The following is a 24,357-nucleotide window of genomic DNA, read 5'->3' on the forward strand; positions in this document are numbered from 1 at the left end:
AACGCCGCCTTGTAGGCGGCGGTGAAACTGCGCCGCCGTGGCCTTGCCGTCACCTCCAGATCTGGAGGTGACGGCAACAGGCTAAGCGCACATAAGCATCTACGTGGGAAATCTGATGGCCTGGGTCTTTGACAGGTTTCATTGAACGCGACAGGTGACATCGCGTTGCTCGTCACCTGAGCGACGTTGGTTCATCGGACATTCTTCGATCCCTCGAATTGTCGATCATCATCTAGATCGAGACACCACCTTCCCCCCCGCTTGGAGAGGAATGTGGAATCGGGACATCATCTGAGTCTCGACACGCCGTGGAGAGGCTGGTGACGCATCATCACCGACAGGTGGGCTACCGAACCCTGTCATCACCTCCGACCTTCTGGCTCTCGCCATAGCCGGTGCCAACATCGAACCAACGGCTCTATCCGATGCTGGGTGGTCGTCGTGGTTCATCACGTGCCGACCGTCTTTTGGTCCCCATTGTGGTCTGGCGGGAACCGCTGGGTGTCAGCAGCGATCTTCCAGTCGAGCGGAGGATGCGCTCTCATCGTGCCGGTCATGCGTCCCGGTAACCACTGTTCTTCGATAGAACCCTCTTGGTACCGAGGTGCTGCCTCGGCATGACTATATTTATACGCAGTCGAAAACCGTTGGCGGGTTTTGGACGAAGGTCAGCACCATTTAAGTACACCCTGTTGCAACTCGGCCACGCCCGGCTTTTATTGCTCCATTAGGGTTGTATCCGGGCTTATGTTGCGGCCAACTCTTTGGGTCTTAGACCCGGAGGGGACATCACCATGAAATTCGGCTACGCCAGGGTCAGTTCCAATTCGCAAGACCTCACCGTGCAAATCGAAGCCCTTAAGGCTGCCGGGTGCGAGGTCATCCGCAGCGAGAAGGTCAGCGGTACCAGCCGCCAGGGGCGCCACGAATTGGAAGCCTTGTTGGAATTCATCCGTCAAAACGATGTCCTGTGTGTGACCCGGATAGATCGCGTCAGTCGCAGCCTTGGTGACCTGCTCGACATCGTGCGGCTGCTCAAGAGCAAGGGCGCCGATCTGGTCGCGACCGAACAGCCCTTCGACACCACATCGATCTACGGGGAATTGACCATCAACCTCCTTGGGGTCTTCGCGAATTTCGAAACGCAGCTTCGCCGCGAGCGCCAGATCGAAGGCATTGCCCGTACGAAACGCGACCACCCCGAAAAGTACCGTGGTCGTCCGCGCTCCATCGACCCGACCGAAATTCGGCGCCTCAAGGACGAAGGCATGGGCGCCGCCGCCATCGCCACGACCCTGGGTATCGCCCGGACTTCGGTATACCGGGCGCTGGAAAAGCCGTGATGGGGAAAGTCCTTTCATCGAACCTCCCCACCCAGTTCCCGACGTAGCTGGTTGATCCGGGTAATCAGCTTGGATGGTGGGTCATGGCGACGGTCACCATGAAACCGATGCCGCCGATGATGCCCGCTTCAGCCGTCACCAGCAGGACGTTGGCGCGGACGTGCCAGCAGCTGCTTGCCGGGGATTTTCGTCGACGCTTTCGGTGAATGGATTGTCGCAGGTAGTGAGTCTCGCGGTAGGCAAGAAAACGTCCGTTTTCTTGCCCCTTGGCCGATACCATCGGTCAGTACGCTTGGCCGCCGGAATCGTGGTAAAGAAATTCGGTCAAGTTATCATCGTCAACGTCGCCCGCGCATGGACGGGTTTGTTGCCATTGATGAGGTGCCGCCGTGCTGATCGGCTATGCCCGCGTCTCGACCGATGACCAAAACCTCCACCTCCAGCACGACGCGCTCCTCACCGCCGGCTGCGAGAAGACCTACGAGGACCGCAAGAGCGGGGCCAAGGCCGACCGGCCTGGCCTGAACACCGCGCTGGAGGTTGCCCGCGCCGGAGACACGCTGGTGGTGTGGCGGTTGGATCGGCTCGGCCGCTCGCGGAAGGACCTCATCCGGCTGGTGGAGACCCTGGAGGCCAAGGGCGTCGGACTGCGCAGCCTCCAGGAGGCGATTGACACCACGTCGAGCGGCGGCCGGCTGGTGTTCCACCTCTTCGGCGCCCTGGCGGAATTCGAGCGCAACCTTGTCCGCGATCGCACCGCCGCCGGTCTAGCCGCCGCCCGTGCGCGAGGCCGCGTTGGCGGGCGCCGCAAGCAGCTTGATCCGGAGAAACGGCGGCTCGCCGTCCAGCTTTACACGGAGAAAAAGCACACCGTGGTGGAAATCTGCCGCCTCATGGGCATCTCCAAGCCCACCTTGTACAGCTACGTGGCCGAAGCCAATGGCTAAAGGCGGGCACGGCAGCATCCCGACCGAGGCGCTGATCAACCTGCGCCGTCGGCTGGACGTGCTGCCGGCCCGCCATCCCGACCGCAAGGCGACGATGGAGAGCGCCGCCACGCTCTATGGCGTGTCGCGCGCCACCCTGTACCGGCAGCTTCGTCAACTTGTCCGGCCAAAGTCGGTGCGCCGCGCTGATCGAGGCAAGCCCCGGAAGGTGCCGGCGGCCGAGATGGAACGCTACTGCGAGATCGTCGCCGCCCTGAAAATCCGCACCACCAACAAGAAGGGGCATCATCTCTCGACCGCCCGCGCGATCCAACTCATGGAGGAATACGGCGTCGAGACGCCCGATGGCCTGGTGCAGCCGCAGGCCGGTATGCTGTCGCGCACCACCGTCAACCGATACCTGCGTGAGTGGGGCTACGATCACGTTCGAATGACCAGGGAACCGGCCGCCGTGCGCTTCCAAGCCAAGCGCAGCAATGAAATGTGGCAATTCGACCTCAGCCCGTCCGACCTCAAGCAAGTCACGGCGCCGTTGTGGATCGAACCGGGGCGCGGCAACCCGACACTGATGCTGTACAGCGTCGTCGATGACCGCAGCGGCGTCGCATACCAAGAGTATCGGTGTGTCTACGGCGAAGACGCGGAATCGGCCCTGCGGTTCCTCTACAACGCCATGGCCACCAAGGGTGACGACGGTTCGCCCTTCCAGGGCATCCCCGGCACCATCTACATGGACAATGGCCCGATCGTTCGAAGCCGCGTGTTCCAGCGTGTCATGGACTGCCTGGGGTCACCTAACGAAAGTGCATACCTTGTACGCTAATGTCGCACAAAACAAGAACTCACCCGCATGTAGGGATTGAGACGGCCTTCAAAGCGCCTTGAAATTTATCTCTGCTCAATGTCCCCGTGGCCTGATATTCCGAACATCAACGCCCAGGATATCGGCCAGCGGCTCCCAGGCTGCCTCGGCGGTCAGCGCCGGCAGCCCCAATGCCATTGCTGTGGCCAGGCAACAACGGTCGCCCAGTGACAGGCCAGCAGATCGGGTGCTCGGACGTAGTTGACCTGCCCTCGCGGCAAGCCCCGCGTCCAGTGAGACGACTTCGATGCCGAAGGACAGTGCGATTGCTTCCGCTCGATCGAGAGGTACTCCACGTTCAGCCAGCTTGCCGATGACCTCGGCCAAATTGACAGCAGAGATGACGGACTCGACCACAGCGTCAGCGACAATCTCCTGCCCTGGCTCTCGATGAATGAGGGCCAGCAGAGCCGAGGCGTCGAGGACGATTTTACTCATGGGCCGCTTCCTGCCGACGGTCGACCGACAGTTCGTCAGCCAGATCGACATCGTCGGGGATGTAGCCCCTTACTTCATCCTGGACACGGGCGATAATATTGCGCAGTGGTTCGAGATGGATTGTACCTCTCTCATCCACTGTCATCACAAAGCCACCGCCCTTTTCCATACCAAGGCTCGAACGAACCTGTGACGGAACAACGATACGACCATTGGCCGCCATGGTGACGTGCATCTCGTTCATATCATCATACCTATAATGTCATTTTTATCATTATGCCACTTCCGCCAACTGGTCTCAATGCCTGTGATGGCAGTCGCTCGTGCCCATATTTTCATGATATAAAACCCGCTAACGGACATTAGAGAGTTTTATATATCGGGGTTTCGGGCATGAAATGCGTCGCGTACTACCGGGTATCGACCGTGAAACAAGGGAGATCCGGTCGACAAGGCCGCCAGGCGGCTTTCCGGGCGCGCCAGATGGATATGCTGGCATGGAGGCGACCGAGCCGAGCGAGGAGGATGGTCCGTCGGATCGTTGCCGTCGTTGGCACCGTCATGAGGTGGTGGGCAGCTACGGCAGTTCCTGTGGAGAAAACCTGTCCAAGTTAATTGGTTCTAAGAAGGCGTTCCGAAATTTTGTCCATGGCAGCCAATAAATTCGACCTTTTCTCCTCGGTCTTGGCACCGTGGGCGTCCTTGCATATCTTTGCCAGCTTCTTATGGTCTCCGTTCTTCGAATCGAATTCAGGAAGGCTCAGGTGCTTGAAGATATTGGAGACCTGGATTTGGATGGTGTGACTTTGCACGTATTCCCGGACAAGTGACGAGTTCAATAGGGCGCAGACGTAATGCGCTTCGGTTTCGTCGGTGAAGTCGGCGAAGTAGATTTTGTGGTCGGGAACGAACACTCGCTTACCACCGTTGGGCATTTCGGCGCTGGTTACCACCGCAGCCTCGAAGGTCTTGGAAAGTTCGGCCCAGACCACTTTACATGGAGCGAACGTGTAAGCGCCGACATTATAGATGACGTATTCCGGCGCACCGCTCTGGCGCTGCTTGTATGTCGATCTTGCGAGCAATTGCTTCCGGTAGGCGCGGAAATACGTCTTTGTCTTCGGCAGATCGTCTACCACGGCCTCGGCGGCTTCATAATCGGCGCGGTTGATGCCCGTGTTCGGGACGAACACATAGAGATCGTCCTGAACATGGACATGGCAGGCCGAGAAATCTGCAGCCCCTTTCAGCAGCGGATAGAGCAGATCGGGTTCGACCCAATAAGTCCTAGCCGGGCCGATGTCCGTCCGTCCCGCTTCCGGGCGGGTTCGAATTTGCACCAGCCCGTCGGTCGGATGCACATCGAGGATATTGACCAGCAGCACCCCGTTGAGATCGCACGTGACGCCTTTTCGGCCAGCGAGCCAATCGCTCTGCCCCTGGATCGCTGACATGGCCGCAAATCGCCCTATGGGCAAGATGGCCCAAGGAGAGTTACCGCCGTCTACCGGGGTTGCTTCCCAATTCAAGATCGAGACCCGACCGAGGACGGTGCCCTTGTCGGCGTCCTCGGGGATGGTGGCACTGTAGCCATCCGCCTTTTCCCAAACCCGGTAGGATACGGGATACTTCGGCTTCTTCTTGCCGACCTTCTCCAACCGCATGATCGCGGTCTTGTTGGCGACCTTCGGGAAAGGCTTGAGGTTCTTGAGGTCGTCAACCGCGACGGGGAGGAAATTGGCTTCCTTGTTGATTTTGAAGCTTCGGAACCCCTGGGACGACGGGCTTTGAAAGTGGGTCTGGGTGATGACGAATACCAACGTGCCGCCATCCTTCAGCCACTTGTCGCCGACCGTGTAGGTGATCATTCCCGAGATATCGAGTTCGTTGCCGCCGTGAAAAGGCGTTTCCGAGAAAATGGCGTATTGCTGGCAAGTGGGCTTGATCTTTTCCCGGTAGTGTTCCGGGAGGCTTGACCAGCGGACCCACGGGGGATTTCCCACCACAACGTCGAACCGCCCGGCAACGGCTGACCAGAAGAAGTTCCTGACAATGCGGAACCAGATACCGTTCCAGTCCTTCTTGTGCAGGTTCAGCACCTGCTCATAGGTTTCCGCCAAAGGTTCTTTCCAATTGCCCGCTTCAGAGGCAGTCAACGCCCCTTTCTTGACAAGGGCTTTCTCCACCTTGCTGTAGGTGTCCTCGGCCTCCACGCAATCGGCCATGACGGCAAACACCCGGTCAAGACGCGCCCGGTTGAAGGCGAGGTCTGCCGGGATCAGCACCTTGAGATCGGATTGGGTGCTGCCGATCCGGTATTCAACCACATCCTCGTCCGCATCTGGGGAACGCGCCGGGGAGTAAACCGCGTCGGCCAGCAACACCGGCAATTCGACCTCGGATTTGCTCGCGGCGATCAGATCGGCGATGGCGATCAGGAAATTGACGCGGGACGCCTGCACCGCCAGCGGATTGAGATCGAAGCCCCAAACGGTGTCGAGTAGCAGAGTCAGCGTGTCCTTGTCCTACCTGCCTTCGTTGCCGTCTTGGCTGCCGTCGCGCGCTCATCGTGGAGGCGTTCGACGGCCTCGACGGTTTGGCCGTAGACGACGACAGGTTGGGATGGCGTCTCGACATGCACCGATGCCTCTGGACGCCTTGCCGCCTCGCCAAAAATGAAACCTGTGCCCCTGCCATCCTTGGGCTTACGGGCGTAGGTTTCGAGGTGCGCGAACTGAAAACCGCTCATGGTCGCCGCCCTCAATCCTGTTCGCCGGAATAGCGGATGTGGAGGGCGGGAATGTTGCCATTGGAACAGCGAAGAGCATCCCATCCATCCGATATCCCCGGAGCGGGCGCAGGCTGCTGCGTAGAGAGGGGGGCATCATCGGGGCAGAAAAGGGAGGATTCGAATAGCGGTAGCGACCGACTACGCCTATTGCGATGCCCCTGCGGGTTATCTCCATAGGCATCGGCCGGGGCAAGCCCCTGGACCCCTCCTAGATCGATCGCCAACGCCCTGAACACAGCGGCCGAATCGCTATCGCCCAACGCCTCGGCTAGCGTGGCTAGGTCGCGGGCGAAGGCGACGCCTCCCGGCGTCACCCACGGCTCCCGGCTCATGGGCGCCTCCCCGGCCCGGTCGGGGCCTCGGGGTCCGCGTCGGGGGGCGGGCTGCCATCGGAGCCGCTTTCGCCGCGTGGCTCGGGCGCTGCCTCGGCCTCGCGCCGATCATCGGCCACCACCTGCCATTCCTCCAACTCGGCGTCCGGTCGCGCCTCCGGGGCGTCGGGCGCCTGCTGCCGGGCCTTGTCGGCGGCGGCATCTTCCTTGGCGACGCCGCCGAACATGCCCAGGACCAAGCGGCGGAACATCGTGGCGATAGCATCCATCACCGCCTGGATTGCGGGCCACAGGGCCGAGAGCCAGCCCATCAACTTGCCTTCAAAATCTCCCATGGGGGGTCTCCGTTGCTGTACTACGACAACGGTAGGCCGGGATCATGCAAGGCACTGCGGTTCCATTCCCCTCGCCTCATTCGCGTACTGGTGGCAATATGCCTAGCCGCGCAAAGGTGGAGGAGAAGGGGATGCCCGCGCTTGATGAAGGTCTTGGGCGACTGTTGATCGGCAACACGGCTGTCAGCCTGTATTGGCGGCGGGGCGAAGTGGAACGGATGTGCCATGTCCTCTGACACGCAAGCCACGCCACCTAAGCCAGAAAACGAGGGAAAGCCAAAGGGTTCCTCGTATGGAAAGGGCATTCTTGTGGGGACAGTGTGTGCCCTGGGCTTCAACTGGGTAGTCTCCGGCCCAGATGACCGCTATCCCATCCGGGTTGAGTATGAACTCGCAAGGGCCTGCATCGACGGCTCGGGCAGCCTTCTATCGCGGGACACCTATCTTGCCAAACAAGAGCGGTGCCTGTGTACGCTTGAGGCAACGATGAAGGAAATTTCCTATAAGGAATACAAGAAGTCCGACACAGCGTTTCTGTCGAAGTTCAGGAACCTATCGCCCACATGCGCCAAAGGCCGGTCATAAGACCGGCCTTTGTTGTTCCTTACTTTCCCTTGGGCGGGTTGTTGCCGCGACCAGGGCCAGACGGGTTGCCTGTCTTGCTGGGGCCGTTCGGAGGGGGCGAATTCGCCATGATGCTTTCCTTCGCGGAGATTGGTGGCAAGTTTTGCCGCGACGCTGGGCTTGGTGGTGGCGGCGGTGGTGCCGCTGCTGCTGCATCAGATTTCTTCGACCATCATGCGGGCGGAGACCCGCGAACTGGAGGGCGTCAACGACGCCTTCACCGCCGCGGTGGCCACCGCGGCCGACACCGGTGCCGGCATGGCCTGGCTGGTGGCGACCGTGCCCGAGGTCCAGCAGGCCTTCGCCGCCGGCAACCGCGAGCGTCTGACCCAAATGTTCGCCCCCGGCTTCGCCACGTTGAAGGAAAAGGTCGGGGTCGATCAGTTCCAATTCCATACCGCGCCGGCCCGATCGCTTCTGCGGATCCACATGCCCGGCAAGTTCGGCGACGATTTGTCGTCGTTTCGCATGAGTGATCGATTATTCCGGCAAGCCGGTGGCGGCGGTGGAAATCATCCTTGATGCCTCCGACTATGTCGCCCAGTACGGCAAGGCCCGCCTGATCGCCGGGGCGATTGCATTGGTGTCGCTGGTGGCGGGGTTGGCGGTGGCCTGGGTGCTGGCCCGCGGCATCTCGGCGCCGCTGCTGGGCATTACCGCGGTGATGCACCGCTTGGCCGATGGTGACCTGGACGTGGCGGTGCCCTCGACGGCACGCACCGACGAGGTCGGTGAAATGGCCCGCGCGGTGGAAGTGTTCAAGCGCAATGCCATCGACAAGCTGGCGATCGAGGCGGAAAGCCAGCGGTCGCGGGAGATCGAGGATCAGGCCCGGGCCGAACGCGGCAACGCCGCCGCCGAGCACGCCCAGGGGGTTCGCTCACGCGTCGAGGAGGTCGATCGCGCCACCGGTGCGATCAGCACCACGGCGCTGGGAATGTCCGAGCGCTCGCAGCGTAGCGGCAGCCTGTCGCTGGAGATGGGCGAGGCGGCTCGTATCACCAGCGAACGGGCCGGCATCGTGTCGGAGGCGACCAGCCAATTACCACTCGCCGTCGATGAAATCGCTCAGCAGGTCAGCGCCGCCAACGACATCACCCGCAAGGCGGTCAGCGAGGTCAGCGAGACCGCCAACCGCATGGAGGGACTGACGGCGGCGGTTCAGGCCATCGGCCATGTGGTCGGTCTGATTCAGGGGATCGCCGCCCAGACCCGCATGCTGGCCTTGAACGCCACGATTGAAGCCGCCCGTGCGGGCGAAGCGGGCAAGGGCTTCGCCGTCGTCGCCGACGAGGTCAAGCATCTGGCCGACCAGACCGCCAGCGCCACCGGGGACATCGCCCGGCAGGTCGCCGAAATCCAGGATTCCGCCAAGGTGATGGCCGACAGCATTGCCGACGTCGTCACGGTCGTCCAGACCCTCGACGGCGTTTCATCGACCATCGCTGGCGCGGTGCAGCAACAGGATGCCTCGACCCGCGAGATCGCCGGGCATGTCGGTGAGGTGGCCCGTCAGGCCGACGTGGTGTCCAATTCTGTCGGCTTGCTGGCGCGGACCTCTGCCAAGACCTGCGCCGGGACCATTCGGGTGATGTGGAGCGCCAAGGCACTGGCCCAGACCGTCGATAGCCTGACCGGTGAGACCGAGGACTTCCTGGCCCGTCTGCATTCACCAGGTCGAACCATCGCGACAAAAACCGCACCTGACGCCACGGCGTCAGGTGCGGTCGGTCTCACCGCTCAGGCCGTCGGCCGGATCGGCCAGGCTGCGGGCGCTCCGGATCACCCGCACGATTCCGGCACAGGTCTGCGCCGACGATTTCGACAGGTCGGCGACGTTCTTCGATACGGTGTCGGCCAATTGAAGCATGAATCCGGTGATATCCTTCACCGGTCGATGGATCGAACGGGCCAGCAGCTCGGTCCGCGCCACGCGGGAACCGGGGCCGGCCCGGCTTGGGCCGGGCGTCAGCCGTGCAAGCCGGGCATACCGGCCGGTGGGATCAGTCGAAAATGCCTTCCAGCACGCCCTTCTTGCGCCGTCCGATGCGCGGGGTGTCGCCTTCCAGGGTCGAGCGACCGAGCGCCTGGTTCTCGCGCAGGCGCTGGGCTTCCTTGGTGGCGTCCAGCTGTTCGCCGAAGCCGGGGCCGGCCGGCTTTTGCCAGAACACGACCTTGTCGGCGAAGCTCTTGTCGGCCTCGGCGATCGACTGGGTTTCCTTGTTGATCAGCATGCGGATGTTGGGCTGGATGTTTTCCGCCCCAGCCTTCTTCAGCAGGGCGACGTCGCCCTGAGTGCGACCTTGGGTGGAAACCGGGGTGACCTGGCGGGCGTTGCCCAGCAAAGCCTGGCGGGCCTGGTCGCGGGTGTTGCCTTCCTGCGGGCGCACGGCGCCGGGCGACGGCGGGCGCAGGGCGAAGTCGGGCGGCATCGCCAGGGGGGCGCGTTCGACCACCTGGAACTCGTCGGGGACCGATTTCTCGAAGCCCATGCTTCGCTTGACGCTGTCGCAGCCGGACAGCAGAACGACCATCACCCCGCAGGTCAGCAGGGCGGGCAGGGGGCGGCGGAAGAGGGCGAGCATCGTCATGGCCTAATTCTTATCCGAGTTCCGGCGTGTGAACAAGGAATCCAATATCAACAGCACGGCGCCGACGCTGATGGCCGAATCGGCGACATTGAAGGCCGGCCAATGATAGCCGGCGACATGGACGTCCAGGAAGTCGGCGACCGCGCCCCAGCGCAGCCGGTCGATGACATTGCCCAGCGCGCCGCCGATGATGGCGCCCAGCGCCAGGGCGACCAGCGCGTTCTCGGCCTTTTTCAGCCACACCACCAGGCCGGCCGAGATGGCCACCGACAGCACCGACAAAGCCAGCCAGTTCCAGTCGCCGCCATTGTTGAAGATGCCGAACGACACGCCGCGATTCCACGCCATCACCAGGTCGAAGATCGGCAGGATCTCGACACGGACCGGGCTGAAGAAGGGGGTGTCGGTCACCCCCTCGGGCCGCATCACCCGCTCGACGATCCAGTATTTGGACAATTGGTCGAGGATGATGATGATGGCCGCCAGGCCCAATCCGCGTCGCAGCATGGCCGTCAGCCCGCCACCGCTTCGGCGCAGCGGGCGCAGATTCCGGCGTGGGCTTGGTGGCCGACCTCGGGCAGCACCTTCCAGCAGCGCTGGCACTTGTCGCCGTCCGACGGGCGCGACACCACGCCGACACCGTCGATGTCGGGCAGGCGGAACGCCTCGGCCGGGGCCTCGCCCTCGACCACCAGCATCCCTGAGGTGATGGCAAGCTCGGCCATGTCCTGGCCCTCGATGGCGGCGGCCAGGGCGCCCTCGACATAAAGGACCGGGTTGGCCTGCAGGCTGGAGCCGATGCGCTTGGCAGCGCGTTCCACTTCCAGGGCGCCGGTAACGACGCGGCGCACCAGGCGGATCTTTTCCCACTTGGCGGCCAGGTCCGGGTCGGCCCAGCCGGCCGGGATGTCGGGGAAGGTTTCCAGATGGACCGAGCCGTCTTCCGACGGATGGCGGGCCAGCCAGGCTTCTTCCGCCGTGAAGCAGGCGAACGGGGCCAGCCACTTGCACAAGGAATCCAGCACGATGTCGAAAACCGTGCGGGCGGCGCGGCGGCGCAGGGAATCGGGTCGGTCGCAGTACAGCGCGTCCTTCCTGATGTCGAAATAGAAGGCAGACAGATCGACGGCGCAGAAATTGTGCAGCTCGGTGAACCAGCCATGGAAGGTGAAGTCGTCGCAGGCGACCTTCAGCCCGGCATCCAGCTCGGTCAGGCGGTGCAGCACCCAGCGTTCCAGCTCGGGCATCTGGTCGGGCGCCAGCTTCTCGGCATCTGTGAAGCCGTCGAGCGCGCCCAGCAGATAGCGCAGGGTATTCCTGAGCCGGCGATAGATATCGACCTGGGTCTTCAGGATTTCCGGGCCGATGCGCAGATCGTCGGAATAGTCGGACCCCACCACCCACAGGCGCAGGATGTCGGCGCCTTGGGTGCCGACCACGTCCTGCGGGCTGACGACGTTGCCCAGCGACTTGCTCATCTTGCGGCCGTCCTCGTCCAGGACGAAGCCGTGGGTCAGCACCGAATCATAGGGGGCGCGGCCGCGGGTGGCGCAGCTTTCCAGCAGCGAGGAATGGAACCAGCCGCGATGCTGGTCCGAGCCTTCCAGGTACAAGGACGCCGGCCAGGCCAGACCCGGCCATTCATCGCCTTCCAGCACGAAGGCGTGGGTGCAGCCGGAATCGAACCACACATCCAGGATGTCGAACACCTGCTCGTAATCGGCCGGGTCGCGGCCTTCGCCCAGGAAGCGCTCGGGCTTCGAGGTGTACCAGGCGTCCGACCCATCGGTCTCGAAGGCGGCGACGATACGGTCCATCACGGCCCCGTCGCGCAGGGGCTGGCCGGTCCTTTTATCGACGAACACGGTGATCGGCACGCCCCAGGCGCGCTGGCGCGACAGGCACCAATCGGGCCGGCTTTCGATCATCGAGCCGATACGGTTCCGCCCTTGCGCCGGCACGAAGCGGGTGTCGTCGATGGCGGCCAGCGCCTTGGCGCGCAAGGAGGTGGTTTCCATCGACACGAACCATTGCGGCGTGGTGCGAAAGATCAAGGGCGCCTTGGATCGCCAGGAATGCGGATAGGAATGCTCGACCTTGCCCGAAGCCAGCAGGGCACCGCAGGCCTTCATCGCCTCGATCACCGGCTTGGCGACCGGGCTGTAATACTTGCCGTTCTTGCCCTGGGCCAGCACGGCCTGGCCTGCGAAGATCGCCACCGACGGGTAATAGGTGCCGTCGGGCTGCACGGTGTCGGGCACGGCAATGTTGTTGGCCCGGCCCAGATGGAAGTCGTCCTCGCCATGGCCCGGCGCGATGTGGACGAAGCCGGTGCCGGTATCGGTGGTGACGAAATCGCCTTCCAGCAGCGGGACAGTGAAATCATAGCCGCCGGCGGCCTGCGGATGATTGCGAAGCGGATGGCGGCAGATGGTGCCGGCCAGGTCAGCGCCCTTGTAGCTGCCCAGGATCTCATAGGACGCGAAGCCGGCATCCTTCTGAACCTGTTCCAACAGCGGCTGGGCCACCAGCATGCGCACGCCTTCAAAGGCATGCGGGCCGGCATCGGCGGCGAAGCCCTGCGGCTTGACCAGCACGTAATCGATGTCGGCGCCGTAGGCGACGGCGCGGTTGCCCGGCATGGTCCACGGCGTGGTGGTCCAGATCACCACCTTGGCACCCACCAGTTCGGTCCTGGGGCTGGTCTCGACCGGGAAGCCGACCCAGATGGTGGTGCTGGTATGGTCGTGATACTCGACCTCGGCCTCGGCCAGGGCGGTCTTTTCCACCACCGACCACATCACCGGCTTGGCGCCCTTGTACAAGGACCCGTCCAGCAGCACCTTGCCCAACTCGCGGGCGATGGTGGCCTCGGCCCGGTTGGTCATGGTGGTATAGGGATGATTCCAGTCGCCGCCCACGCCCAGACGCTTGAATTCCTCGCGCTGGATGTCGATCCACTGGCGCGCGAACTGGCGGCATTCCTCGCGGAACTGCACCACCGGCACCTGATCCTTGTCCTGGCCGGCCTCGCGGTACTTTTCCTCGATCTTCCATTCGATCGGCAGGCCGTGGCAGTCCCAGCCCGGGACGTAATGGGCGTCCTTGCCCAGCATGGACTGGGTGCGGTTGATGACGTCCTTCAAGATCTTGTTGAGCGCGTGGCCGATATGCAGGTGGCCATTGGCGTAGGGCGGGCCGTCATGCAGCGTGAATTTGGGCTTGCCCTGGCCGGCGTCGCGCTGACGCGCGAACAGGCCGATCCTTTCCCACCGCGCCAGCAGCTTGGGCTCGAGCTCGGGCAGGCCGGCCTTCATCGGGAAGTCGGTCTTGGGCAGGAAGACGGTGGCTTTGATATCGACGCTCATGGCGGTGCTCGGGGGGCTTATGGTTCGGCCACCGGCACCAGCGGGCCGGGGCTTTCGGGGAAATGGCGCAGGGCCAGCATGGCGCGGGCCTGAAGGGCATCGGCGGCGATCTGGGCCTTCAAGGAATCCAGGCCGTCGAAGCGGCGTTCGGGGCGGATGAAATCGATCAGGGCGACCCGTAGATGGCGGCCGTACAGATCCTCGGAATGATCGAACAGGTGGACTTCCAGCACCGGCGGCCCGCCATCGACGGTCGGGCGGCGGCCGAAATTGGCGATTCCGTCGCGCCACAGGGTGGTCGCCCCCTTGTCGATGCCGGCCCTGACCGAATAGACCCCGGCGGCCGGCGGCTGATACTCGCCCAGATGCAGGTTGGCGGTGGGAAAGCCGATGGTGCGGCCGCGGGCGTCGCCATGTTCGACGCGGCCTTCGATTTCCCAGTAATGGCCCAGCAGGCGGGCGGCGTCGGTGGGGCGGGCCTCGACCAGATGGGTGCGCACCGCCGTCGAGGAATAGGTCTCGCCCGAAGGGGCCACTTCCGGCGGGACCGAGGTGAAGCCGAAGCGGCCCTCGTCGGCCATCTTCTGCAGCAGGGCGCCGGTGCCCTGGCGGCCCTTGCCGAACACGTAATCATAGCCGACCACCACATGGCGGACGTTCAGGCAATGGCCCAGGATGTCGTCGATGAAGGCCTGGGCCGAAAGATTGGCGAAGTCGGCGTCGAAATGCTGCTGGAACAATAGATCGATGCCCAAGGCCTCGATCAGGCGGGACTTGACGCGAAACGGCGTCAGGCGGAACGAGGCCTGGGCCGGATTGAAGAAGGCGCGCGGATGCGGCTCGAAGGTCATCACCCCATGGGGCGCGCCCAGTTCGGTGGCGATGCGCTTGGCGGCCAGGATCACCGCCTGGTGACCGCGATGGACGCCATCGAAATTGCCAAGCGCCACCACCGCCCCGGACAGGTCGGAGGTCAGTTCGCCGCAATGTCTGATCAAACGCATGGTGCCGCCGCCGGCTCGCTACTGAAAATCAGGGACGGTAAGGGGTATCCGATGCCGGCCTTCTACGCAAGCGCGGCGCGATATGATCGCCCCTCGCCGGGCGGGCGCATCCGCGCCCCTGGCCGCTCGCTCAATGCTCGCAAGGGTGTCGTGGTTCAGGTTGGAGGCATCAGCCGAACCCGGCCTTGACCAGCAGCTGGTGGAAGTCGCGCAGGGCCTTTTGCTGCTTTTCGGGGTCACTGATGCCTTCGACGAAGCGGGCGTCGAAATTGGGCATGCGCAACAGCTTGATGATGCGCTCGCGCGCCCGGGCCAGCGCCTTGCCCTCGGGCAGCACGCCGGCGCCGGCGAATTTGACCAGGCGCACGGCGCGGTCGCGGATGTGATCGGTCGGGTGGTCCAGCTTCTCGATGACGTTCTCATCGACCAGGAAGCGTTCCAGCACGCCGTCGATATGGGCGGTGACCTTCTTCTTGACCTCGTCGGGCAGCGCCGACGACAACGCGGCATTGAAGGCGTTGGTGGCGGTCTGCAGCCGTTCCTTGGGCGAATTGGTCCGCCGGGTCAGCTCGCCGATGACGCGGGCGGAAAAGACCAGATCCAGCTGCTTGACGATGTCGGCCAGATGCTCGTCGGCGAAGCCGGTCTTGCTCAGCTCGGCCAGGTACATGACGCCGGTGGCCTTGTCGGGCAAAGCGTGGACGGTGTTGGTGATGGCGGCGCGCCGGCCGGTGGCGCCGCCTTGCTCGACAAAGCGGGTGCCGCGCACGGTCAGGGCCTCGGCGGCCTCGGCCCCGGCCAGCAGGCCGCCGGGCGACAACAGCCGCACCAGCACCTTCTGGTATTCCTCCATCTCCTTGCCCGGGTCGTTGCGCGACAGCGGGTTCGAGGATTTGAGCTGGCGCATGGCCCGCTCGATCATGACGTGGCGGCTGCCGGGCAGGCGGCCCTGGCCGAACAATTTGTTCAGCTTCTCGGTGGTGTCCTGGGCCTCGCTTTTCGAGCAATCGAACTTGCCGTCGGCCAGGTCCAGCATCGCCACGATGGCCGAGCCCAGCGCCGGCTGCCAGCCCAGGATTTCCTGGATGATGTTGGCACCCAGCACGTCGGCGATGACGGTGTCGAGCAGCAGGCCGGCCTGCCGGTTGGGCTCGCCCAGGGCCAGGCGGCACAATTGGTCCAGCTTGCCCACCCAGTTGCGCCGCCCGATCAGGTCGCGCGACAGCACCACCATGGCCAGATATTCCGGCCCATCCTCGCCCTTGCCGGCCAGGTCCTCGAACAGGTCGGAAAAGCGCTCGCCGATCTGCGGCAGCTTCAGTCCGTCGGCACGCCGGGCCTGGGCGTAGATCTGGTCCAGGGCGGCGAAGATATCGTCGCGGCGCTGCTTGGTCGGGATCTCGGTGCCCTTGGTCTGCAGCGTCGCCACCAGATCGACCGCCGACGGCACCAGGCTGTCCTTCTCGCGGATGCGGCTCAGTTCCTTGGCGTTGTGCAGCAATTCCGTCGGCGTCAGGAACACCTGTTCCAGATAGGTGCGGAAGATGCGATTCATCGCCATCCGGCTTTCCAGGCCGAAATAGTCGCGCGGGCGTTCGCAGATGGCCGGAGCGGACTCGATGGGGTTGATGCGGACGACGGATTCGCCCTTGGGCGACTGGGTCTGCTCGAACAATACGGTCTCGTTCATCGAGCCGTCGCGGTTCAACCAGTTGCGCATGACCCGCGCGCCGGCGCAGGACTTGTCGGACAGGAACTTCTTGGCCAGGGCGCGGGCGTCTTCTTCCTTGTCCCGAGCGGACTCGGTGACCCAGCGGCCTTCCTTCAGTACCTGAACTTCGAAATTCTCGCGCCCCGACGCCACCCTGGTCCCCCGGATTGTGCGTTACTCTGGTATCTAGCCGGGTTTGCGGATAAGAATCGGTTAATGGCCGGGTCAGTCCTCTACCTCTAGTGCCGTCAGGATGTCCTCGAAATCGCCGTCGATGTTGGCCGGGGCGATCTGGGCGAACAGATCCAGGATGATCACCGCGTTCAGCACCGCGTCGCGGGTCGCCACCGTGCGCAGCCGCTCGGCCAGGCTGGAATTGACCACGCTCATCTCCTCGTAGCGGTGCTTGAGGCCTTCCAGCGAGGCCTTGGCGTCGATGCCGGCCAGGTGGTTGCGGACATGCTCGGCCAGCAGCCAGGTGGCGAAGGACCGGAACAAGGTCTCCTGCTCGTCGGCAAACGGCAGGTGGAAGCGGGCCATCGGCCGCAGGAACTTGGTTTGCGGGCAGCCCGAGGTGGCGCAGATCAGCCCCATCAGCGAGGCCAGACCCTGCTGCAGGGTGGTCTTGGTGACCACCGTGCGGTTGGCGGTGCCGACCTCGACCACCGAACGCTCGTGCGACACCCGGCCGGCGAAATCCGGCAAGATGGTGGCCAGGCCCAGGGCGGCCGGGCACCATTGCTCGGTCTCGGCCAGCTGGCAGTTGGGGCACTTGTTGCAGGAAAGCCGGGCCCATTCGGGCTTGGGCGCGTCGGGCGGCAGTTCCAGGCGGTGGGTCTTGGCGTCGAAACGCAGAGTGATGGCGATGTCGGGCTGGCCGGCGGTGAAGAAGGTGTAGCGGATGGTTCTTGCCGCCGATAAGGCCAGGCTGGCGTTCGTACTGTCGATGTGAGCCATGGTCCCGTTCGCCGCCTTTCGACGTGCGCCTTCCTTGGTCACAATATCGTCAAATATTGCAACGAGTTCGATTGAATGAATCATAGGGACGGCAAGGCCGGGCGACAATCACTCGGAAGGATGTCGGGTAGCAACCCCAAGGGCCTCGGGTGGCAACCCGAGGGCCTATACTTACGCGTCGTTCGCCTACTTCCTTCGCCCTAGCGGCCGCTGCGAATGGCCTGGTTAAACATCCCCACCCATTTTTCGCCCTGGTCGCCCAGCGCCTCAAGGATCGCCTCTTCCACCGGCGGGCGGAAGACGGCGCGGAAGGCGGCCTGTTCCTCGGGCGTCGGGGTGCGCACCATCATGCGCTTGCGTAAGCCCATCAGGCCGCGCTCGGACCGTTCCAGGCGGTCGGCGGTGGCCCGGCCGTGGGCGATGGCGGCCGTCGCCGCCTGGCGCACCAATGCCTGGTCCTCGGGCGCCAAGGCATCAAGCGTCGGGCCGTGGAACAGGAAGACCAGCGGGGCGTACAGATGGTTGGTCAGGGTGGCATAGCCCTGGACCGTGTCGAAATTGCGCGAAACGACGGTGATGGCCGGACTCATTTGGCCATCGACCGCCCCGGTGGCCAGGGCGATCATCTCTTCGCGCGACGACACCCGCATCGGCCGCGCGCCGGCGGCACGGATCATCGCCTCGAGCGGCTTGAAGCCGGGGATGGCGCGGACGTTCAGGCCCCACATGTCGTCGGGCACGCGGATGTCGCGATCCAGGTTGGTCAGGATGTGAAAGCCGCCCGGATCGACGAAGCCCAACAGGCGCATCTTGGTGGTGGCGGCCATGTCGGCGGCCAAGGCCCGGCCGAACGAGCCGTCCAGCACCCGCCGGGCCTGGGCGATGCTGTCGAAGGCAAACGGCAGGTAAAGGACTTGGATCGGCGGATGCAGGGGCGAGACGCCGCCGATGGTGGTCATGGCGGCGTGCAGGGTTCCCTTGCCGACCAGGCCGGTCATGTCGCGATTGCCGCCGACCAGGCCGTCGGACAGGATCTCGACGGCGATGCGGCCGGCCGACAGGCGCTTGACCTCGGCGCGGAAGAAATCGGCGGTGGCAGCCACCGGGTCCGACTTGGGCAGATGCTGCTGCGGATGGCCCAGAAGGATCTGCACGGCGGCGGCGCCGGCATGGTCGGGCCGGGCCAGCAGGGCCGCCAGGATCAACAGGAGCGCGCGGGCCAATGTCATCGACGTCTCCTATTTGCTGGTGAACCGCAGGGCGCCGTCCCAGTCGGCGGGGCAGCCCTCGGCTTGGAAGTGCCGGGCGTTGGCCAGCAACAGATGGCCCGCCTTGTCGGCGGGGTGTGATTCGGTGAAGGCGGCGAAGCCGTCGATGGCGGCGGCCCAATCGCGGGATTCATAGGCGGCGAAGGCCCGGTTCCACGCCGCCAGATGCGGGTGGTCGGCTCCGGCCTGGTCCACCAGTTCGTGGACGGCGATGGGGATCGAGGCGCCGGCCACCACCACCGGCCCGAACGGGCGCAGCAGGAAGCGGCCCGCCACCGCCTGCGCCACAGCGTCGGTGACCAGCAACTCGGTGCCCAGTTGCTTGTTCAGGCTTTCGATGCGCGAGGCCAGGTTCACCATCGCCCCCAGGGCGGTGTATTGCATGCGGTCCGACGAGCCGACATTGCCGACCATGGCGATCCCGGTATGCAGGCCCATGCGGGTGACCAGGGCCGGACCGGCCTGGTCCTGGTGGATGCCATCCCGGCAGGCCAGCATCGCCCGGCAGGCGTTGATCACATGGTCGGGATCGTCCAGCGGCGCGTTCCACATCGCCATCACCGCGTCGCCGATATACTTGTCGATGGTGCCGCGATTGGCATGGATGGCCTTCGACATCCGGTCGAAATAGTCGGACAGCCACGGCAGCACCGCTTCCGGGTCCATGGATTCGGTGGCGGCGGTGAAGCCTTGCAGGTCCGAGAACATCACCGTCAACGGCCGGCGCTGGCCGCCGATGGTGGTGCCGATGCCCGAGCGCACGATGTCTTCGACCAGCCCCTTGGGCACATAGCGGCCGAAGCTGGACAGGCCGGCCTTCATGGTGTCGACCGCGTTGGCCAGGGCGTCGATTTCCAGGATCGGCGAGCTGGTGGCGACCGGCGCGTCCAGTTCCAACCGGCGGATGCGGTCGGTTTCCTCGATCAAGGCGTGGATCGGCCGGACCAGCAGGCGCGACAGCCACACGATGGCAATGGTGGCGATCAGGACGAAGGCGGTGCCGATCCCTAAGATGGCCATGCTGGCCTGACGCAAAGGTCCGACGAAGACATCCTCGGGGGCGACCACGCCGATCACCCACTTGCGGCCGAACTGGTCGGGGAACGGGCTCAGGCTGGCCAGCCAGGTGCTGCCGTCCTCCTTGGATTGGACGGTGAAGCTTTGGCTGCCGCCGCGATAGGCCTCGACCGCCACCGACACCACCGGATCGTCCACTTCAGAGCCGTGCACCAGGGTCAGGCGCCCGTTTCTCTGCATGGCGATGCGGTCGGCATAGGGATAGCCGATCAGCCGCAAATCCTCGTCCAGGATGAAGGTGGTGCCGCCCAGGCCGATGCTGCGTTCGCGCAGGAAGGCCGACAGCGAATCGATCGACAGGTCGGCGCCGAACACGCCGACGCGGGTGCCGTCCTCGGTGGTCAGGCGCTTCGACAGGGTCAGCCCGGGCCGGCCGGTGCCGCTGAAGACATAGGCGCCGGAACTGACCACTTGGTCATCGGGCATCGCCGCGACGTACCACGGCCGCTCGCGCGGGTCGTAAGTGGCGTTGGCGCGCTCAATCTTGAGCACCTTGCCCCAGGTGCTGAGGTACAGATAGGTGTCGCGCCGCTCGCCCGACGAGGAATCGATGACCCGCATCACCCATTTGGCGTCGGCCGGCGGCTTGGCCCCGGCTGGGCCGAACTTGGTCATCTCGGGGCTGAGGCGGACGATCTGGTGGAAGGCGCCGTCGCCGTGCAGGCCGTAATACAGGCTGTAGGCCTGGGGGATGCGCTGCAATTGCTCGAACAGCGGCCGCAAGGATTCCGGCCGGTGCAGCCCGTCCTGGGCCGCCTGGCCGGCTGCCACCGACATCTGCACCGCCGCCGCCAGGTTGCCGAACAGGGCGGTGACGGTGATCTTGACCTCACGCTCGGCCAATTGCATGGCCTGGACCGCCATCTGACGGGCCAGCATCGCGTTTTGGCGATAGAGAAAGCCGACCATCGCCACCGTCAGCGGGACGACGACGACCAGAAAGGTCACCGCGATGCCGATTCGCAGGCGTACTCTGGACTTTTCCATGGTGCGCCTCCCGCGCCGCCGCCCTATGCCTTTGTGCATAGGCGCGGGGCAGGGTAGTCGCCTGATCGGCGAAGATCAACCCGGCAAACTAATCCAATTGCAGGGTCACCGCCTTGAGATAGGCGCTTTCCGGCACCATCGGATGCAGCGGATGGTCGGCGCCCGCGCCCGAGCGGCGCAGGATCCGCCCGGTCCGGCCGGCCTGTGACAGGCCGTGGGCGATCTCGTCGGTGAACAGGTCCAACGGCATGTGATGCGAGCACGAGGCGGCCAGCAGGAAGCCGCCGGGCTCGACCAGCGGGGCGGCCAGGCGAACCATCTTGCGATAGCCCTTCGAGGCCGCCTGCAGGTCCTTCTTGGACTTGACGAAGGCCGGCGGGTCGACCACCACCATGCCGAACCGCTCGCCGGCGCTGTGCAGGCGGGCCATCTCGGCGAAGGCCTCGGCCCGGACCCAGGTGACGCGGGCACCGTTCAGCTCGGCCGAGCGGGCCGCCAGCTCCAGCGAATGTTCCGACCGATCGATGGCGACGATTTCGGTGGCTCCGGCCATCGCCGCCTGCACGGCGAAGCCGCCGGCATAGGTATAGACGTCCAGCATACGCCGGCCCTTGGACAGCCCTGCCGCGAAGGCCCGGTTGTCGCGCTGGTCGTAGAACCAGCCGGTCTTCTGGCCGCCATCCAGGTCGGCCAGGAAGCGGCAGCCGTTCTCGATCAACTCGACCGGGCCGTCGATGGCGCCCAGGGCGACGCGGTGCTCGAGGGCCAGGCCTTCCAGGCCGCGCACCGGGCTGTCGTTCTTCAGCACGATGGCGGTGGGCGCCAGCACCTCGGTCAGGGCATCGAGCAGCAGGGGCGTCAGGGCTTCCATGCCGGCGCTGTTGACCTGGGCCACCAGCACGTCGCCATAGCGGTCGAGAACCAGACCGGGCAGTCCGTCCGCCTCGGAATGGATCAGCCGGTAATGGGGCGAAGGAAACAAGGTGTCGCGCAAGCCGAGCGCGGCCCGCAGGCGGCGGGCCAGGAAGGCGGCATCGACCGTTTCCGTCCAGTCGCGCGACAACGCTCGGGCGGCGATCAGCGAATGGGGGTTGAAGGTGGCCACCGCCAGTTTCTCATCGCCGGCATCCTGGATGGTGACCAGGCTGCCGGGCGGCAAGGACTTGGCTTCGGGGGTCATCTCGATTTCGTTCGAGAAGATCCACGGGTGGCCGGCGCGGAAGCGCCGCGACCGGCCCTTGGCGAAGCGAATCACCGGGCGGGTGGCGGGCGTGTCGGGGGATGAGGCGGGCATGGCCCCACTCTAACGAGCGGAATGAATCCAGGAAAGGCAGAAAAACTGCGGCGGAGACCTTAATTTTTAAGCGATTTTGATATGGATCAATGGCGTTCCTTGTTCATCTGGTCATAGTGCGCCCACTCGAGGCAAAGTCTAACCGACCGGGTCGTGCGGCGGGGGAACGTTTCGCATGGGCCGGTAGGCGCTTCGGGTTGACCCTTTTCCGGTCGAAACAGGAGTTCGGCATGAGCACCAACACCGACGCCACGCGCTATTGCGAAGACGTGGTGAAGAAGTTCGTCCTTGCGGCGATTTTCTGGGGTGTGGTGGGCTTTCTGGCTGGCGATTTCATCGCCTGGCAGCTGGCCTTCCCCGCCCTGAACATGGACCTGGAGTGGACCACCTTCGGTCGTCTGCGTCCCGTTCACACCTCCGCCGTGATCTTCGCCTTCGGCGGCAATATTCTTTTCTCCACCTCGTTGTATGTGGTTCAGCGGACCTGCCGCGCCGAAATGTTCGGCGGCACCGGTCTCGGCAACTTCATCTTCTTCAACTTCCAGGCGCTGATCGTCGTGGCCGCCCTGACCTATGTGCTGGGCTTCAGCCAGGGCCAGGAATACGCCGAGCCGGAATGGTGGATCGACCTGTGGCTGACCGTGATCTGGGTGGCCTACCTGATCGCGTTCGCCGGCACCATCATGAAGCGTAAGGAACCCCACATCTACGTGGCGAACTGGTTCTTCTTCTCGATGATCCTGACCGTCGCCATGCTGCACCTGGGCAACAACCTGGCCGTTCCGGCCGGTCTGTTCGGTGGCTCGTGGATGAAGTCGTACAACCTGTTCGGTGGCGTCCAGAACGCCATGACCCAGTGGTGGTACGGCCATAACGCGGTGGGCTTCTTCCTGACCGCCGGCTTCCTGGGCATCATGTACTATTTCGTGCCCAAGCGCGCCGAGCGTCCGGTCTATTCGTACCGTCTGTCGATCGTGCACTTCTGGGCGCTGATCTTCCTGTACATTTGGGCCGGCCCGCACCATCTGCATTACACCGCCCTGCCGGATTGGGCCCAGACCCTGGGTGCCACCTTCTCGGTGATGCTGTGGATGCCGTCGTGGGGTGGCATGATCAACGGCCTGATGACCCTGTCGGGCGCCTGGGACAAGCTTAGGACCGATCCGGTCATGCGCTTCCTGGTGTCGTCGGTGGCCTTCTACGGCATGTCGACCTTCGAAGGTCCGATGATGTCGATCAAGGCGGTGAACTCGCTGTCGCACTACACCGACTGGACCGTCGGCCACGTGCACTCGGGTGCCTTGGGTTGGGTTGCCTTCGTGTCGTTCGGTGCCCTGTACTACCTGGTTCCGAAGCTGTGGGGCCGTAAGGAAGTCTACTCGCTGAAGCTGGTGGGTGTGCACTTCTGGGTCGCCACGATCGGTATCGTGCTGTACATCACCGCCATGTGGATTTCCGGCATCATGCAGGGTCTGATGTGGCGTGCGTACGACAACCTTGGTTTCCTGCAGTACTCGTTCATCGAGACCGTGGAAGCCATGCACCCCTATTACGTGATCCGTGCTCTGGGCGGCCTGCTGTTCGTCCTGGGTGCGCTGGTGATGGTCTATAACTTCGTTAAGACCATCAAGGGTGACGTGGCCGACGAGGCCATGCAGCCCTCCACCGCCGGCGCTCGCTAAGGGGAGGAACGGCAATGTCTGTCTTCAAGCATCACAAGCATCTCGAAACCAACGTCTTCTTCCTGGCGGTGGGCATTTTGCTGTGCGTGATCGTGGGCGGCCTCGTCGAGGTCGTGCCGCTGTTCCACATCGAATCCACCATCGAGAAGGTCGACGGTGTCCGTCCGTACAGCCCGCTCGAGCAGGCTGGCCGTGACATCTATGTCCGCGAAGGCTGCTACAACTGCCATAGCCAGATGATCCGTCCGTTCAAGGACGAGGTCGAACGCTATGGTCACTACAGCCTGGCGGCCGAGTCCAAGTATGACCACCCCTTCCAGTGGTCGTCGAAGCGTACCGGCCCGGACCTGGCCCGCGTGGGTGGCAAGTACACCAACGACTGGCATGTCCGTCACATGATCAATCCCCGCGACGTCGTTCCGGAATCGATCATGCCGGGTTATCCGCACCTCATGCGCGCTCTGGATACCTCGAGCATCCAGGGCAACATGACGGCGCTCAAGATCGTCGGTGTTCCTTACACCGATGCTCAGATCGCCAACGCGGTGAAGGATCTGACCGAACAGGCTTCCAGCGATTCGCCGGACGCCGCCGTTCTGAAGTCCTACCCGAAGGCCCGCATGGGTGATGTCGATGGTGACCCCAAGAAGGTTACCGAAATGGATGCTCTGGTGGCCTATCTGCAGGTCCTCGGCACCATGGTCGACTTCACCAAGGTTAAGCCGGAAACCATTCGCCGTTAACGG

General features: G+C 64.0%; 20 protein-coding genes and 2 pseudogenes. 7 read left to right on the forward strand and 15 right to left on the reverse strand.

Annotated elements, in window-relative coordinates:
• Positions 1-794: 794 nt before the first annotated feature.
• On the forward strand, positions 795-1,343 hold the full coding sequence (locus A6A05_RS06245) for a recombinase family protein (protein WP_068498531.1): 549 nt from the start codon (positions 795-797) through the stop codon (positions 1,341-1,343).
• Positions 1,344-1,407: 64 nt separating this feature from the next.
• Here A6A05_RS06245 and A6A05_RS06250 read toward each other — a convergent pair whose 3' ends face one another.
• Positions 1,408-1,623 (reverse strand): hypothetical protein, encoded by a 216-nt coding sequence (locus A6A05_RS06250; protein ID WP_068498533.1) that lies wholly within the window; start codon positions 1,621-1,623, stop codon positions 1,408-1,410.
• A gap of 109 nt (positions 1,624-1,732) precedes the next feature.
• On the opposite strand from A6A05_RS06250, the gene A6A05_RS06255 reads away from it, so the two are divergent.
• Together A6A05_RS06255 and A6A05_RS06260 are read left to right on the forward strand one after the other, a co-directional pair.
• A complete protein-coding gene (locus A6A05_RS06255) occupies positions 1,733-2,290 on the forward strand; it encodes a recombinase family protein (protein ID WP_068498535.1) in 558 nt (185 codons plus the stop codon).
• A gap of 16 nt (positions 2,291-2,306) precedes the next feature.
• Positions 2,307-3,080: pseudogene (locus A6A05_RS06260) on the forward strand (transposase family protein); the annotation flags it as partial.
• 108 nt (positions 3,081-3,188) lie between these two features.
• Here the strand turns inward: A6A05_RS06260 and A6A05_RS06265 are convergent.
• The 5 genes from A6A05_RS06265 to A6A05_RS06285 all read right to left on the reverse strand — a co-directional run bounded on the left by A6A05_RS06265 (position 3,189) and on the right by A6A05_RS06285 (position 7,048).
• Positions 3,189-3,590, reverse strand: coding sequence for a type II toxin-antitoxin system VapC family toxin (locus A6A05_RS06265; protein ID WP_068498536.1), 402 nt, complete (start codon positions 3,588-3,590; stop codon positions 3,189-3,191).
• Positions 3,583-3,834 (reverse strand): AbrB/MazE/SpoVT family DNA-binding domain-containing protein, encoded by a 252-nt coding sequence (locus A6A05_RS20715; RefSeq protein ID WP_156520934.1) that lies wholly within the window; start codon positions 3,832-3,834, stop codon positions 3,583-3,585. The genes A6A05_RS06265 and A6A05_RS20715 overlap by 8 nt, the downstream gene beginning before the upstream one ends.
• A gap of 367 nt (positions 3,835-4,201) precedes the next feature.
• Complete coding sequence (locus A6A05_RS06275) at positions 4,202-6,103, reverse strand: Eco57I restriction-modification methylase domain-containing protein (RefSeq protein WP_425411937.1); 1,902 nt, start codon at positions 6,101-6,103, stop codon at positions 4,202-4,204.
• Positions 6,100-6,339, reverse strand: a complete 240-nt coding sequence (locus tag A6A05_RS06280) for a hypothetical protein (protein ID WP_156520935.1) — start codon at positions 6,337-6,339, stop codon at positions 6,100-6,102. The genes A6A05_RS06275 and A6A05_RS06280 overlap by 4 nt, the downstream gene beginning before the upstream one ends.
• Positions 6,340-6,709: 370 nt before the next feature.
• Entirely contained in the window at positions 6,710-7,048 is a 339-nt protein-coding gene (locus A6A05_RS06285) for a hypothetical protein (protein WP_156520936.1), read from the reverse strand.
• Positions 7,049-7,765: 717 nt separating this feature from the next.
• Between A6A05_RS06285 and A6A05_RS06295 the strand changes: the two genes are divergently transcribed.
• Both A6A05_RS06295 and A6A05_RS21740 read left to right on the forward strand, forming a co-directional pair.
• Positions 7,766-8,194 (forward strand): cache domain-containing protein, encoded by a 429-nt coding sequence (locus tag A6A05_RS06295; RefSeq protein ID WP_156520937.1) that lies wholly within the window; start codon positions 7,766-7,768, stop codon positions 8,192-8,194.
• A gap of 94 nt (positions 8,195-8,288) precedes the next feature.
• Positions 8,289-9,209, forward strand: a pseudogene (locus tag A6A05_RS21740) (methyl-accepting chemotaxis protein); the annotation flags it as partial.
• Between the two features lie 466 nt (positions 9,210-9,675).
• Here the strand turns inward: A6A05_RS21740 and A6A05_RS21745 are convergent.
• From A6A05_RS21745 to A6A05_RS06355, 9 genes are all read right to left on the reverse strand, one after another.
• Entirely contained in the window at positions 9,676-10,263 is a 588-nt protein-coding gene (locus A6A05_RS21745) for a DUF3035 domain-containing protein (RefSeq protein WP_082910743.1), read from the reverse strand.
• Positions 10,264-10,266: 3 nt separating this feature from the next.
• Positions 10,267-10,770, reverse strand: a complete 504-nt coding sequence (gene lspA / locus A6A05_RS06320; RefSeq protein WP_068498557.1) for a signal peptidase II — start codon at positions 10,768-10,770, stop codon at positions 10,267-10,269.
• A 5-nt stretch (positions 10,771-10,775) separates the two neighbouring features.
• Positions 10,776-13,631, reverse strand: a complete 2,856-nt coding sequence (gene ileS, locus A6A05_RS06325; protein ID WP_068498559.1) for an isoleucine--tRNA ligase — start codon at positions 13,629-13,631, stop codon at positions 10,776-10,778.
• A 17-nt stretch (positions 13,632-13,648) separates the two neighbouring features.
• Positions 13,649-14,635, reverse strand: a complete 987-nt coding sequence (locus A6A05_RS06330; RefSeq protein WP_068498561.1) for a bifunctional riboflavin kinase/FAD synthetase — start codon at positions 14,633-14,635, stop codon at positions 13,649-13,651.
• A gap of 169 nt (positions 14,636-14,804) precedes the next feature.
• Positions 14,805-16,499 carry a hypothetical protein gene (locus A6A05_RS06335; RefSeq protein ID WP_068498563.1) on the reverse strand — a complete coding sequence of 565 codons (1,695 nt, stop codon included), beginning with the start codon at positions 16,497-16,499 and terminating at the stop codon, positions 14,805-14,807.
• A gap of 72 nt (positions 16,500-16,571) precedes the next feature.
• Complete coding sequence (locus A6A05_RS06340) at positions 16,572-17,303, reverse strand: DUF6901 family protein (RefSeq protein ID WP_068498617.1); 732 nt, start codon at positions 17,301-17,303, stop codon at positions 16,572-16,574.
• A 200-nt stretch (positions 17,304-17,503) separates the two neighbouring features.
• On the reverse strand, positions 17,504-18,532 hold the full coding sequence (gene dctP / locus A6A05_RS06345) for a TRAP transporter substrate-binding protein DctP (RefSeq protein ID WP_068498566.1): 1,029 nt from the start codon (positions 18,530-18,532) through the stop codon (positions 17,504-17,506).
• A gap of 9 nt (positions 18,533-18,541) precedes the next feature.
• Complete coding sequence (locus A6A05_RS06350; RefSeq protein WP_068498569.1) at positions 18,542-20,635, reverse strand: adenylate/guanylate cyclase domain-containing protein; 2,094 nt, start codon at positions 20,633-20,635, stop codon at positions 18,542-18,544.
• An 88-nt stretch (positions 20,636-20,723) separates the two neighbouring features.
• Positions 20,724-21,929, reverse strand: a complete 1,206-nt coding sequence (locus A6A05_RS06355; protein WP_068498571.1) for a class I SAM-dependent rRNA methyltransferase — start codon at positions 21,927-21,929, stop codon at positions 20,724-20,726.
• Positions 21,930-22,159: 230 nt separating this feature from the next.
• On the opposite strand from A6A05_RS06355, the gene ccoN reads away from it, so the two are divergent.
• Both ccoN and ccoO read left to right on the forward strand, forming a co-directional pair.
• On the forward strand, positions 22,160-23,611 hold the full coding sequence (ccoN, locus tag A6A05_RS06360) for a cytochrome-c oxidase, cbb3-type subunit I (protein WP_068498572.1): 1,452 nt from the start codon (positions 22,160-22,162) through the stop codon (positions 23,609-23,611).
• A 14-nt stretch (positions 23,612-23,625) separates the two neighbouring features.
• Complete coding sequence (gene ccoO, locus A6A05_RS06365) at positions 23,626-24,354, forward strand: cytochrome-c oxidase, cbb3-type subunit II (RefSeq protein ID WP_068498574.1); 729 nt, start codon at positions 23,626-23,628, stop codon at positions 24,352-24,354.
• Positions 24,355-24,357 lie beyond the last annotated feature (3 nt).

The sequence above is a fragment of the Magnetospirillum moscoviense genome, assembly GCF_001650635.1.
Classification (GTDB): domain Bacteria; phylum Pseudomonadota; class Alphaproteobacteria; order Rhodospirillales; family Magnetospirillaceae; genus Magnetospirillum; species Magnetospirillum moscoviense.

Bases quoted from the DNA above. Each gene is read 5' to 3' on its own strand.
- A6A05_RS06245 (WP_068498531.1), top strand. From the start codon at position 795: ATGAAATTCGGCTACGCCAGGGTCAGTTCCAATTCGCAAGACCTCACC.
- A6A05_RS06250 (WP_068498533.1), bottom strand. From the start codon at position 1,623: ATGGTATCGGCCAAGGGGCAAGAAAACGGACGTTTTCTTGCCTACCGC.
- A6A05_RS06265 (WP_068498536.1), bottom strand. From the start codon at position 3,590: ATGAGTAAAATCGTCCTCGACGCCTCGGCTCTGCTGGCCCTCATTCAT.
- A6A05_RS20715 (WP_156520934.1), bottom strand. From the start codon at position 3,834: ATGAACGAGATGCACGTCACCATGGCGGCCAATGGTCGTATCGTTGTT.
- A6A05_RS06280 (WP_156520935.1), bottom strand. From the start codon at position 6,339: ATGAGCGGTTTTCAGTTCGCGCACCTCGAAACCTACGCCCGTAAGCCC.
- A6A05_RS06285 (WP_156520936.1), bottom strand. From the start codon at position 7,048: ATGGGAGATTTTGAAGGCAAGTTGATGGGCTGGCTCTCGGCCCTGTGG.
- A6A05_RS21745 (WP_082910743.1), bottom strand. From the start codon at position 10,263: ATGACGATGCTCGCCCTCTTCCGCCGCCCCCTGCCCGCCCTGCTGACC.
- lspA (WP_068498557.1), bottom strand. From the start codon at position 10,770: ATGCTGCGACGCGGATTGGGCCTGGCGGCCATCATCATCATCCTCGAC.
- ileS (WP_068498559.1), bottom strand. From the start codon at position 13,631: ATGAGCGTCGATATCAAAGCCACCGTCTTCCTGCCCAAGACCGACTTC.
- A6A05_RS06330 (WP_068498561.1), bottom strand. From the start codon at position 14,635: ATGCGTTTGATCAGACATTGCGGCGAACTGACCTCCGACCTGTCCGGG.
- A6A05_RS06340 (WP_068498617.1), bottom strand. From the start codon at position 17,303: ATGGCTCACATCGACAGTACGAACGCCAGCCTGGCCTTATCGGCGGCA.
- dctP (WP_068498566.1), bottom strand. From the start codon at position 18,532: ATGACATTGGCCCGCGCGCTCCTGTTGATCCTGGCGGCCCTGCTGGCC.
- A6A05_RS06350 (WP_068498569.1), bottom strand. From the start codon at position 20,635: ATGGAAAAGTCCAGAGTACGCCTGCGAATCGGCATCGCGGTGACCTTT.
- A6A05_RS06355 (WP_068498571.1), bottom strand. From the start codon at position 21,929: ATGCCCGCCTCATCCCCCGACACGCCCGCCACCCGCCCGGTGATTCGC.
- ccoN (WP_068498572.1), top strand. From the start codon at position 22,160: ATGAGCACCAACACCGACGCCACGCGCTATTGCGAAGACGTGGTGAAG.
- ccoO (WP_068498574.1), top strand. From the start codon at position 23,626: ATGTCTGTCTTCAAGCATCACAAGCATCTCGAAACCAACGTCTTCTTC.